The organism is Cytobacillus purgationiresistens (assembly GCF_030813235.1).
Classification (GTDB): domain Bacteria; phylum Bacillota; class Bacilli; order Bacillales; family Cytobacillaceae; genus Cytobacillus; species Cytobacillus purgationiresistens.
Window position 1 is genome coordinate 26,037 of the sequence record NZ_JAUSUB010000009.1, and the last position, 12,633, is coordinate 38,669.

Genomic DNA, 12,633 nt, shown 5'->3' on the forward strand with positions numbered 1-12,633 from the left:
GGAACTTCTACTGTTTCTCTCCCCTATTGTAGTAACTTTTCATCTCCGCTTCTGGCACCATGTTTCCGCCTGTCCCCCACACGATATGTGCTGCTTGATTCATAGAGGTCTGGAAACCATTTTGATTGATATACTCTGAAGAAAGTACCTTGAGAGGTCCGGCAAGTCCAGCCAATGCTGATGGCTCCAAATATATATTTTCTTCATCAGCAAGCTCTGTTAGTAATGAAAATAACTTATCATCCTCGACTGTGTATACACCGCTTATAGCATGCTCTAATGCTTTTCCAACAAATCCCGAAGGACGTCCAACAGCCAGGCCATCAGCTTCTGTATGGAGATCAATGCCGAAATCCTGAACTGCTACTTCCTCATGAAGCCCTGTCATTAGACCGATTAGCATGGATGGAGCATGTGTAGGTTCAGCGAAGAAGCAATGAACATTAGAGCCAAAAATCTGCTTTAAGCCGAAAGTCACTCCCCCTGGACCTCCTCCCACTCCACATGGTAAGTAAACAAACAATGGATGCTCTTCATCTACAATCACATTGAGTTTGTTCAATTGCTCTTGCAATCTTAAAGCCGCTACAGCATAACCAAGAAATAAATCCGTCGAGCTTTCATCATCCACAAAATACATATTCGAGTCGTGGCTGGCTTGTTCTCTCCCTTTTGCTACCGCTTCACTAAAATCAGACGAATGCTCGACAACATGTACGCCTTTTTCACGAAGTAGATCCTTCTTCCATTTCTTTGCATCTGCCGACATATGTACATACACTTGAAATCCAAGCTTAGCACTCATGATTCCGATGCTCAATCCAAGATTCCCAGTCGAACCAACAGCAATAGAAAACTTAGAAAAGAAAGACTTTAGTTCGGTAAGCTTACTATAATCATCTTCTACTGTTATTTTGTTATGCCGCAGCGCGAGCTGTTCCGCGTGCTTCAGGACTTCATATATTCCTCCGCGTGCTTTAATCGAACCTGAAATAGGCAAATGACTATCACACTTAAGCATCAACTTTCCAGGCAATCCACCTAATTTCGCTTGCATTTTCGGTATTTCAATTAGTTTAGATTCAATGATGCCTTTCTCTTCAATAGTCTCTGGAAATGCCTTTTCAATATAAGGGGCAAATCGTTGGAGACGCGCAGCTGCATCATCGATATCATCTCTTGTTAGAGCTGTATTTAAAGTTGAATTGTATTGTTCATTTATCCATAAAGCTTCCTGTAAAGCAGTGATTTCCTCTAATAATGGGTAATTCTGTTTCCATTCTGCGATTGTTTTTCCTTTTAACATTATGACACCCACTCCTCTCACTTTTACGATGCATGAAATTGTTTATTTTAACAAGTATTTTACTGTAAAAATCATAAGGATTGGAAAGAAAATAGACGTGAGCAATTAATATCAGGGAGAAATCAGCTTTAGCCTCGAAATCCTCGATAGCTGACCTTTTTTTATATAAAAGACGCTATCTCATTCTTTCTTCTGGTTTTCAAAGCAAAAAAAGGACCCCTCTAAGGGGCCTTCTAAATGACATTCTTCTCTAATAATTGCAGTTCAAGCTTGGACCAGTCTTTGAAGCGAGGCAGCTTGATATGCTGGTTATACGATTGATCCTTCACAAAGCATTTCACCGTTTCCTCTAATAAAGTATTTAATACTTCAGGCTTGTCATCGAAATAGAAATCCAGTTGAAGTTCTTTTATGATTTGGACCTTTTCTTCGTCTTTCATTCCGCAATAAAAATGATCATTTTTAACAGGGAAGCCATTATCTATTAGCCACTGTTTCGTTTGCTCACAATAGGCTGGCTTTCTTGCAGTAATGTAGTAAATCTCATGGCCCTGTTCAGTGAGCTGCTGCAATAGATCAATTACACCTGAAAAAGGGGGGCAGTCTGTGAAATAGATTTCCTCCAGGGAGTCCTTCCACATTTCATAGCCTTCTTCATCTGACAAACCAAATATCGAATGAATCTCCAGCGTTTTCAATTTGTGAAATTGTTCAATCGCTACCGTCTGATTCAGCTTTTGGTTATAAATATGAAACCCGTGCTCTCGCAAGTTAATTAAAGTATCATCGATATCAAATCCAAATTTCATCGTCACATTCCTTTATCATCTATTGTTTCACATAGACTGGATAGCCAGTGAACTTAAAATCTTTACCGATAGGCGCTACAGATACATCTGTCAGTTCAACCGCATCACTCATTTGCTCTGCACCCACACCTTCTAAAAAGGTCGGTGCATTCTTCCCGCCTACGAGTTTAGGGGCAATATATAATTCAACCTTATCAATCAGCTGATGTTCCAAGAATGATGCATTCACATTTCCCCCGCCTTCTATCATCATCGAGGATATAAGGTTTTCACCTAGTATGTTCACAACTTCTCGCGGATCGGTTTGCAGGGTGCTTGTATGAAAAACAGTGATGCCTTTTTCATTCAGCATGCGCTTTTTCTCTTGATCATAAGCCTTTCCTGTAAAAACCCACGTTTCAGCCTTTTGATCATTGACTACTTTTGCATCCAGCGGGATACGCAAAGATGAATCTAAAATGACTCGAAGCGGATTTCGCCCATTTGGTATTCTCGAAGTCAGCTCAGGGTCATCATGAATGACAGTGCCTACGCCAACTAAGATTGCCATATGTTCGCTTCGCAGCTTATGCACATCTTCACGCGCTTCAGAAGACGTAATCCATTTGCTGCTTGCAGTATGTGTAGCAATTTTCCCATCTAGTGTGATGCCCGATTTTAATGTAATAAAAGGCTTCTTCTCAACAATAAATTGATTGAATACTTCGTTCATTTTCCTTGACTCTTCTTCACATACTCCAGTAAGGACTTCAATTCCTGCATTCTCTAAGATGGCCACACCATTCCCGCATACAATTGGGTTTGGATCAAGAGCAGCAATTACAACCCTTTTGATCCCCGCTTTAACAATTGCCTCTGCGCATGGACCTGTTCTTCCATGATGGGAACAAGGCTCAAGCGTCACATAAATCGTCCCTCCTGCCGCATGGTCACCTGCCATTCGTATGGCATGGATTTCCGCGTGCAGTTCCCCGGCTTTCATATGCGCTCCCACACCAACAATTCGATTATCATTTACGATGACCGCGCCAACTAGCGGATTCGGATCGGTTTGACCCTTCATCGCCTTTGCGTTTTCTATGGCTAGATTCATATAAAAGTGATCATTTGTCATCGGTATCATTACCTTCCATTCGCAAATGACCTGATTTTAACACCTTGGTTTGCAAATAAAGCTCATTATATTCGGATTTGTCGCCCCAAAGAGGTGTCCTGCCAATTAAATTGGCTCCAGCTTGGGTTAACGCATCTAATTTTTTGGGATTATTTGTAATCAATGTTACTTGCTTTGTTCTCAGTGATTGCAGTACTTGGATGGCGTCATCATAATTTCTTGAATCATCAGCAAACCCAAGTTCTTCATTCGCTTCAACTGTATCATAGCCATTTTCCTGCAATACGTAAGCCATCGCTTTACTGAATAAGCCGATTCCTCGTCCTTCATGATTCGCTAAATAAAAGACTGCACCCGAACCATTTGCCTTGATCATTTTCATTGACTGCTTCAATTGATAGCCGCAGTCACATCTCTTACTGCCAAAAATATCACCTGTATGGCAAATGGAGTGAAAGCGGATTAACGCATCTTCACTGTTTTCAAAGTCTCCATACACCAGCACACTTGATTGCTGATAGTCTGCTAGGTTAGCAGATGAGAGATGATCGATGATTTGCTTGGAATCTCCCATTACCTCACTGCTGTTTAACCAGCAGTACCACTTAAAGTTTACTGTTTCACCTTCCAGATTGACAGGAAGATTAATGGGGCCGACTAAGTAAATCGCCCCTTCACTTGTTCTAATTCTCTTAATTTTATCTTCTAGCAAAGCAAGTGCTTTAGATTCTATTTGTATATGATTCATATTTCCTATCCCCCTAAGGACTGTTCTTAAAAGACTGCTTGCGCCCTTTAAAGTTTAAGCTGATACAAAATTGTTGCTATAGGCTTCCTCTTGTATGATCTGATTGGCCTGTAATCCTTCAACCTCACCTCGGCGCATATATTCAAATGTCTTTAATTGGTTTTCACTGAAGTCATTACGTCTTTGGGCAGCAGTGATTACTTCATATAATGCACTAGCATCCTTTAAAGCACAATTAAGACCATAAGCACCGGTAGGACTCATTGTATGTGCAGCATCCCCCATCAATACAAGGCCATCCTGGACCCATGATTGACATTTACAGCTATGCACATTTAATAATATAAAATCCTGCCATGATTGAACATGTTTTTGCACCATTTCCTTCAGATCAGGAAAAGCCTCAATAGCCAATTTTATAAATGGAGTAAACGATTGAACTTTCAAAGCTGGGAAAGTTCCTTTTTCGATATTCCAGCCGATCTGTATATAGTTACCCGCCTGAGAAAAGAGGGCCAGCTGCTTTTCGCCAATCAAGGTTTGCCTAATGGTAGGTGTCCAGCCTTCCGGGCAAGGAATTTTCGCCCATAATAAATCATAATCATGAGCAATCTTAGTAAAAGGAATGCCTGCTAATTTTCTAATGGTAGAGAAGCGCCCATCCGCACCCACAACGATTGAGCTGCGAATGATCACTTCTTCCTCCCCTTTTTTCGCTACTATTCCAGTAACAGCACCATTATCATTCATTAGCGATACCGCTCTTGTTCCTGTTAATAGTTTAAAATTCGGAAAAAAGGCTGCTTCATTTAGAAGAACGCTTAGCAGGTGTTTTTGTGGTACATGAATACCCACATGTTTTTCCTCTTCTGAAGGCGTTACTGTTTTAAATACTTTACCATGCTGCCAATATTCTATGCTTTCCATAAGAAGTATTCCAGACTTTTCTACCTTTTTAAACAAATTATATTTTTTTAATATATCTTCTCCATCACGATTCAGATGTTCTCCGCGGAATTCCTTATCCAACCCCTCGTGTCTCTCAATGACAATGGTAGATAGATTATTCTTAGCAAGTAAATAACCGAGAAGTGCGCCTCCTGGACCCGCTCCTACTATACAAACATCGCATTCCAGATCCATTTCATATCACCTTTTCTTTATTAAACCATTTACTCTACGATTAATCTTATCTTATTTCCTGATGGATCCTGCACAGTTTGAACCCCATCTTCCTTGGCAATTGAAGCTCCGACTGACTCCAATTGGCTGATTATGCGATCAAGCACGGTTTGGTATGGGAAAACTAAAGTAAAAGATTGCATGCCAGCACTGTTTTCCGATGGAGGCGGAGCACCGATTCCGTTCCATATATTTAAGCCAATATGATGATGGTATTTGCCTGTTGAAATAAAAAGTGCTTGGTTGCCATAATTGTTCACAATGTCGAAACCTAAGCCGTTACGATAAAAATGCTTTGCTTCTTCTATATTATTTACATGTAAATGAATATGACCCATCACTGTTTCTGCTGGCAGACCTTCCCATGGTCGTCCATCCCATTCATCCATAATGCTTTGTACATCAAGGGCATTCGTGCCCATTACAACCTCTTTCCCTTTCCACTCCCATTTAGATGAAGGGCGATCCGTATAGATCTCAATGCCATTCCCATCTGGATCGGCTAAATAGAGCGCTTCGCTCACATCATGATCTGAAGCTCCTTGCAAAGGATAGCCTGTTTTAATAAAATGACGGATGATTTTAGCCAAATGTGCTCTGGTTGGGAGCAGCAGAGCATAGTGATATAACCCCGTTCTGCGTGGTTCTTTAGCTTTGATATCCTCCGGCTGTTCAATTGTCAGTAATGGATGAGCGCCGTCCGCTGTAAGACTTGCGGTCCTATCTGTTTTCTCGAGTACTTTAAAACCGATTGTATTTTGATAAAAGTCAAGGGATCGCTGTAAATCCTCCACCTTTAACTCAACTTGATTAACAAAGATATTTGGTTTCGCATGAAAACTCATAGTTAAAACCCCCTCAACATTTAGTTGATCAAAAAAAATTAGTTAGTTACTTTATGTAAGTAATTATATTTTTGTTATTTACTTGTGTCAAGTATTTAAATGTTGTATTGTAATTATATAAACAATCGTACATTGGATTTTTACAAATAGGGGTGAAACGGTTTGAATCAAGCTCTCATATGTCCTCGATTCGAAAAAGCCATGAGTTTAATGAGCCAGCGCTGGACTGGACTTGTCATATATCAGCTCTTATCAGGCCCAAAGCGATTCTGCACATTGGAAACATCTATGGGGATAAGCGGGCGCGTCCTGTCTGAACGGCTTAAGGACCTCGAACAGCAAGGGATTGTGTTGCGTGAGGTATTTCCAGAAACGCCTGTTAGAATTGAGTACTCCTTAACAGAAAAAGGAGCGGCCTTGGAACCTATTATGAAGGAAATTGAAAAATGGTCTCAGGGATGGCTTCCAGCAGAAATTGAATAAGGTGCGTATAAAAAGAACTAAGCTAAAAAGCTTAGTTCTTTTGTTGTTGTGGAATATTTGAGCATGGAGCTCTGAACAGACACTCGAAAAAAGCCAGAGGCTTATCCCTCTGACTTTCAACTCAATATTGTCTCTTTCTAAATAGCAACGGAACGGCGACTGCCACTGCACCGCCTATGAAGTATACCCATTTACTTGATTTTTGCGGATTACTCTCATGACTAGGCGTGTCAGGTCTATCTCTTTCAGGGATGTCTGAGAGCCGGGCAGGCCTTTCATTTTCATCAATAGATTCTTTTCCTCCATCCTCTTCACGGATGCCGAATCCTTTAACCAGTGCAAGCATCACGTTCATCCCTTGCATGACCTCTTTATCTTTTAATGTTGAAAGGATAGAGAGATAGCTCCCTTTATTGTGATTATGTTCGTACTCGGCAATGTTTTCGACGGCAGCATTTACCTTATGAATAACTGGCTCCAGTTCGTCCATTTTCAACTTTCCAAGGGCTTGAGCGAGCAGCAGCATATTTTTTATCGACTGCGTGACTTCTGGATGGTCCATTGAAATAACGACGCGTTCAAGTATTTTATCACTCTGTCCCAGCATACTCTCTGCCATGTGAAATACCTCTTTATGCTGAAAGCGCTGAAGCAGTTTAAGCAAATCCGTTATCCCTTCTTTATTATCAAGCAGGACATCTTCTAATTCACGAAGGTCTTCCTTCCGCTTTTCCTCTGGATCAACTTCCATCTTCCGAATGACAGTGGTTGCTTTAGCCATTTTTAGCAGCCCTCCTTTCCTTAACAAGGTCACCAGGGAAAACATAATCTTCTCTTGCCCACTTCTCTGCCACATTCACGCCTATTTGCGGCTGTGGATTGCCAAAGCGGTGATTTGTTTTTGGTAATGGGCTTTCCCCTTTTGGCTCAAGCACTTCCATTTTTGCTAAAATTTCTTTATACGCAGGTGTATCGGTATCCTTGTCAGCGTGAGAGCTTGTTAAGTAATTGATTGCTCCTTCTCCGCTCGTATTCATAGGTAAGTATACTTGCTTCCCGAATACACGGTCAGTCACGATACAGCTGACCTTTACATTTCCATACGGCGAGGTTAAGCGCACTTTTGTGCCATCTTCAATTCCACGTTCTTCAGCAAGTTCCTTTGATATTTCCAAAAAGACGCTCGGTGTTTTTCCAGAAATGGCTTTTGACTTATACGTCAGGTTACCTTCATGAAAATGTTCGAGTAAACGTCCATTATTGACATGAATATCGTATTCCTCTTCAAATTCGAGCGGCTTTGTCCATTGAACAGGATAAAGAATTGCTTTTCCATCTGGCAGCGGGAATTCTTCTTTGAAAAGAAGCGGGGTATCAGTCCCATCTTTAGCCACTGGCCATTGCAGGCTATCATATCCTTCCAACAGATCGTAGCTAACACCCGCAAACAACGGAGCTAGTAAGGCTGCCTCATCCATAATCTCACTCGGGTGCTCATAGGACCAATCTGCACCTAGTCGATTCGCAACCTCCATGATGATTCTCCAATCAGGAAGCGACTCGCCTAGAGGCTCCAATACTTGATAAAGCCTTTGGAAACGCCTTTCTGTATTTGTAAACGTTCCGTCTTTTTCAAGACTAGGGCTCGCAGGTAACACTACATCTGCGTATTGACATGTTTTTGAGAAAAACACATCCTGTACAACAAAGAAGTCCAGTTTTTCAAAGGCTGCTTGTACATGGTTAATGTTGGCATCAACAATTCCCATGTCTTCTCCTTTTAGATATACAGCATTTAATTGACCTTCATGAATGGCTTCCACCATCTCATGATTATTCAAACCCGGTTCTGAAGGCAGATTGACGCCCCAGCTCTTTTCATATTTTTCACGGACATTATCATCAGTAACAAACTCGTAGCCAGGAAAACGATCTGGCATGCTTCCGAAATCACTTGCACCTTGTACATTGTTATGTCCACGAAGCGGATAAGCTCCAGCACCTGGCTTCATGTAATTGCCTGTAACAAGTAAGAGATTGGAAATCGCTGTACTTGTGTCACTTCCGCCTCCATGCTGTGTTACACCCATTGCCCATAAGACAGATGTTGTTTTAGCTTCTTTGATGCTGGTAGCAATAGAGATGATTTCATCTTTGGAGAGATTTGTTTCTTCAACCGCATAATCGAGTGTATATGGTGCTAAACTTTCCATGAATTCAACAACATTGTTTACATGCTTCTCTAAAAATTCTTCATCATGCCAGCCTTGGTCAACCATATATTTAGTAACAGCAGATAGCCATACTAAATCGCTTCCAGGAGCTGGCTTTACAAATAAGTCTGCACGTTCTGCGAGTTCATGCTTGCGGATATCTGCAACGATTACTTTTTGGCCATTTAGCTTTTGCGCACGTTTTACCCTTGTGGCCAAAACAGGATGTGATTCTACCGTGTTAGAACCGATAGAGATAATAAGTTCAGACTGTTCAATATCACCAATCCCACCAGAATCACCGCCATAGCCCACTGTTCGCCATAATCCCATAGTGGCAGGTGATTGACAGTAACGGGAGCAGTTGTCTATATTATTCGTGCCGATGACACCTCTAGCAAGCTTTTGCATTAAGTAGGATTCTTCATTCGTACATTTAGATGAACTAATAAACGCCAAAGAATCGGAGCCTTTGTCTTTCTTAATTGCTTTAAATTTCTTTTCGATTAAATCGAAAGCTTCTTCCCATTCTGCTTCACGGAACTCATCACCTTCGCGAATAAGCGGCTTTGTCAAACGCTCATCACTATTGACGAAGTCCCAGCCGAACTTCCCTTTCACACAAGTTGAAATTCCGTTTGCAGGTGCTTCTGCCTGTGGCTCAATTTTTAAGATTTGCCGATCCTTCGTCCACACATCAAAGGCACAGCCTACTCCGCAATAAGTACAGACGGTCTTCGTCTTTTCAATTCTCTCTTCACGCATTTGCGCCTCTATGTCAGAGATTGTCATGAGCGACTCGTATCCGGTTTCAACATTCTTGGTTATATTGATCATTGGTCGCATCGCTTCTTTTTGGAAACCCGATAGAAACCCTGCCTCCCCTTCCATGCCGACTTCCATCATTGCATTACAAGGACAGACGGTAGAACAATGACCGCAATTCACGCAAGAGGACTCGTTTATTGGAGAGTTCTTATCCCAAATTACTCGCGGTCTTTCAAGTTCCCAATCTATCGTCAGCGTTTCGGTTACTTGCACGTCCTGACATGCTTCCACACAGCGACCGCAAAGGATACATTGATCAGGATCATAACGATAAAAATCATTGCGCTGGATTGGGGATTCTTTTGTGGAATGTGGTGTTTCTTGATGAGAAATTTTCATTTCTTTTACGGCATTATGTATTTCACAATTCCCATTATTATAATCACACACCGTACAGTAGAGTTCATGGTTACCCAGCACTCGATCCATAGCAATCAACTGTGCTTCATGTACGCCTGAATCCATCGTTTCAACCACATCATCTGGCTTTATCTCTGTAGAGCAAGACCGAACAAACTCACCATTCACTTTAACAATACATGTATCGCAAGTTTCAATTGCTCCAAGGCTTGGGTGATAGCATAGGCTCGGCACTTCCACTTCTTTATCAGTCAAAAAATTCAATAATGAACTTTCATTTTCAACCGCTTCTTTTTTACCGTTCACTGTTACTTCAAAATGTACCAATAAGAGAAGCCTCCTTCAGTATTACAATTTCTTTATATTTTTACCTCGTTCCCGTCATTCACTCTTAATAAACGTAATTTATGTCGAAATTGTTCGTTTAAGAATAAAGCTAATGGGTAAACGTGGAAATAGAGGAGGCATGTTCATGTACAATGACACCTTGAAAACATTGAACAAACAGGCAAAGAATAAGTACGGGTTATTACAAGCATCCAAGCTCAGTTATTTCTTAGGCGCCATACTTGCCGGTGCCTACGTCGGCATTGGATCTGTGGTGTTGTTTTCTGTTGGAGACCCTTTGTATGAAGCTGGGTCTCCATTTCTCTCCGTAGTTACAGGCGCTACTTTCGGAATTGCTCTCGCCCTTGTTTTATGGGCTGGGTCGGAATTATTCACTGGAAATAATCTTATATTTACCGCAAGCTCACTCTCCAAAACTACCTCTTGGAAAGAAACCTTTCTTATTTGGGGATGGAGCTATGCAGGAAATCTTGTCGGTGCGCTATTGCTCTCCCTGCTCGTCTTATTATCGGGCATCTTCGGCGAAGTAGGCGCAAATCATTATATGATGGTTACAGCTGAAAATAAAATGAATGCAAGCCTGTCAGAGTTGTTTTTTCGGGGTATATTATGCAATTGGATTGTTTGCCTCGCAATATGGACATCACTCCGCGCAAAAGGGGATATCGCCAAATTATTCCTTATATTCTTCTTGATTTTCGCCTTTATTACAGCAAGCTTTGAACATAGCGTAGCAAATATGTCGATCCTTGGGATGGCAGTCATGCATGGTGGATCTGAATCCGTTACCTTAGCTGGTTTCTTTTATAACCTCATCCCCGTCACACTAGGAAACATCATCGGCGGAGCTGTGTTTGTCGCTGGCGCCTATTTTACAATCAGCTATACAAAAAACGAAAAATCGGAAGAGGATGAAGTGAAACATGGAGAATAAAACCATTATTCATGATTAAGTCGGTCATATGAAAAACCGGGCAAAAGATGTCCGGTTTTCATATTTGGCCTTCCGTTCGGGCACTAGTTGCTCAATCTAGTTAACCCTTTTTCGATTTTGACTTCCGTTCGGGCACTAGTTGCTCGATCTAGTTAACCCTTTTTCGATTTTGACTTCCGTTCGGGCACTAGTTGCTCGATCTAGTTAACCCTTTTTCGATTTTGACTTCCGTTTGGGCACTAGTTGCTCAATCTAGTTAACCCTTTTTCGATTTTGACTTCCGTTTGGGCACTAGTTGCTCGATCTAGTTAACCCTTTTTGGATTTTGACTTCCGTTTGGGCACTAGTTGCTCAATCTAGTTAACCCTTTTCCGATTTTGTCTTCCGTTCGGGCACTAGTTGCTCGATCTAGTTAACCCTTTTCCGATTTTGTCTTCCGTTCGGGCACTAGTTGCTCGATCTAGTTAACCCTTTTCCGATTTTGTCTTCCGTTTGGGCACTAGTTGCTCGATCTAGTTAACCCTTTTCCGATTTAGTCTTCCGTTTGGGCACTAGTTGCTCGATCTAGTAACCCTTTTTCGATTTTGACTTCCGTTTGGGCACTAGTTGCTCAATCTAGTTAACCCTTTTTCGATTTTGACTTCCGTTTGGGCACTAGTTGCTCAATCTAGTTAAACTGTTTGCAGAAAGCCCTTTTCATCACATAATTCAAAGCTATGCTCTTCGACTCTGCTATGAATATCCGGGAAAAACTGTTGAACAGTATTTCTCATGGTCTGACTGAAGGAAACAGCATCTTTCACTCCTTTAAATACATCCAAGTCACCATTTGGTATGGCCATAATAAACAAAATGGTTACAGGACCAAGTTCAGTTAAGGCGGGTATCTCGAACATTTCACCTTCTTCAGGAAGAATCGCCACACTTACACCAAGCGGGAGATTCGATTTTATTCCTTTGAAATATCCGACAATACATTTCCGCTGAGGGGCCTCTAATGGAGACAAGGCTTCTTCAATTGGAAATGGAAAAAGAGGTCCATTCTTCCCTGTACAATCCACTACTAAATCAAACCCATCTACTAGCCTCTCAGCACTTTCCTTATCCACCTTATCATCCACGCCCTTATCTATCAGATCATTCACAGAATGATAGTAATATAGACGTTGATCAATAGATAATGCCGGTTCTTGTAAATTACATACAAATAACTTTTTATCTCCAAGTGTAATATGAATACTTTCGATCAGAGGCTGTTCGCCCCATTTCGGTACATGAAAGCGTTCTTCACGTGCCCTTGTCGGTCCAAAATGCACTTGGGTTGACATGATCCTTCCATCTCTCATCTTTTCAGATGCTTGCCTTTCAATGACGGTAATATCAAATTCATCTTTCAAAGCATAAGCAAGATGCAGACCTGAAACACCACTGCCAATCAGACCAAGTCTCTTTTTCAAAAACCT

At 41.4% G+C, this 12,633-nt stretch carries 11 protein-coding genes; 2 read left to right on the top strand and 9 right to left on the bottom strand.

Going from position 1 to position 12,633, the window contains the following annotated elements; all coding sequences use genetic code 11:
- Positions 1–7 precede the first annotated feature (7 nt).
- The 6 genes from dsdA to J2S17_RS11755 all read right to left on the bottom strand — a co-directional run bounded on the left by dsdA (position 8) and on the right by J2S17_RS11755 (position 6,004).
- The gene (dsdA, locus tag J2S17_RS11730) at positions 8–1,306 is read right to left on the bottom strand and encodes a D-serine ammonia-lyase (RefSeq protein ID WP_307475035.1); all 1,299 of its coding nucleotides are present in this window, start codon (positions 1,304–1,306) and stop codon (positions 8–10) included.
- A 233-nt stretch (positions 1,307–1,539) separates the two neighbouring features.
- Positions 1,540–2,115 (bottom strand): 5' nucleotidase, NT5C type, encoded by a 576-nt coding sequence (locus J2S17_RS11735; protein ID WP_307475037.1) that lies wholly within the window; start codon positions 2,113–2,115, stop codon positions 1,540–1,542.
- Between the two features lie 19 nt (positions 2,116–2,134).
- The gene (ribD, locus tag J2S17_RS11740) at positions 2,135–3,229 is read right to left on the bottom strand and encodes a bifunctional diaminohydroxyphosphoribosylaminopyrimidine deaminase/5-amino-6-(5-phosphoribosylamino)uracil reductase RibD (RefSeq protein WP_307475039.1); all 1,095 of its coding nucleotides are present in this window, start codon (positions 3,227–3,229) and stop codon (positions 2,135–2,137) included.
- Positions 3,219–3,977 (bottom strand): GTP cyclohydrolase II, encoded by a 759-nt coding sequence (locus tag J2S17_RS11745; RefSeq protein ID WP_307475040.1) that lies wholly within the window; start codon positions 3,975–3,977, stop codon positions 3,219–3,221. Before J2S17_RS11745 ends, ribD begins: the two co-directional genes overlap by 11 nt.
- Positions 3,978–4,031: 54 nt before the next feature.
- Positions 4,032–5,120 carry an FAD-dependent monooxygenase gene (locus J2S17_RS11750; protein ID WP_307475042.1) on the bottom strand — a complete coding sequence of 363 codons (1,089 nt, stop codon included), beginning with the start codon at positions 5,118–5,120 and terminating at the stop codon, positions 4,032–4,034.
- Positions 5,121–5,149: 29 nt separating this feature from the next.
- Positions 5,150–6,004, bottom strand: a complete 855-nt coding sequence (locus J2S17_RS11755) for a VOC family protein (RefSeq protein WP_307475044.1) — start codon at positions 6,002–6,004, stop codon at positions 5,150–5,152.
- Between the two features lie 162 nt (positions 6,005–6,166).
- Between J2S17_RS11755 and J2S17_RS11760 the strand changes: the two genes are divergently transcribed.
- The gene (locus J2S17_RS11760) at positions 6,167–6,487 is read left to right on the top strand and encodes a winged helix-turn-helix transcriptional regulator (RefSeq protein ID WP_307475046.1); all 321 of its coding nucleotides are present in this window, start codon (positions 6,167–6,169) and stop codon (positions 6,485–6,487) included.
- A gap of 121 nt (positions 6,488–6,608) precedes the next feature.
- Here the strand turns inward: J2S17_RS11760 and J2S17_RS11765 are convergent, their stop codons facing one another.
- On the bottom strand, positions 6,609–7,268 hold the full coding sequence (locus J2S17_RS11765) for a helical membrane plugin domain-containing protein (protein WP_307475048.1): 660 nt from the start codon (positions 7,266–7,268) through the stop codon (positions 6,609–6,611).
- The gene (gene fdhF / locus J2S17_RS11770) at positions 7,261–10,215 is read right to left on the bottom strand and encodes a formate dehydrogenase subunit alpha (protein WP_307475050.1); all 2,955 of its coding nucleotides are present in this window, start codon (positions 10,213–10,215) and stop codon (positions 7,261–7,263) included. Before fdhF ends, J2S17_RS11765 begins: the two co-directional genes overlap by 8 nt.
- A gap of 145 nt (positions 10,216–10,360) precedes the next feature.
- Between fdhF and J2S17_RS11775 the strand changes: the two genes are divergently transcribed.
- Positions 10,361–11,170: a formate/nitrite transporter family protein gene (locus tag J2S17_RS11775; RefSeq protein ID WP_307475051.1), complete on the top strand. Its 810-nt coding sequence runs from the start codon at positions 10,361–10,363 to the stop codon at positions 11,168–11,170.
- A gap of 671 nt (positions 11,171–11,841) precedes the next feature.
- On the opposite strand, the gene J2S17_RS11780 is transcribed toward J2S17_RS11775, so the two are convergent.
- Complete coding sequence (locus J2S17_RS11780) at positions 11,842–12,627, bottom strand: styrene monooxygenase/indole monooxygenase family protein (protein WP_307475053.1); 786 nt, start codon at positions 12,625–12,627, stop codon at positions 11,842–11,844.
- Between the last annotated feature and the right edge of the window lie 6 nt (positions 12,628–12,633).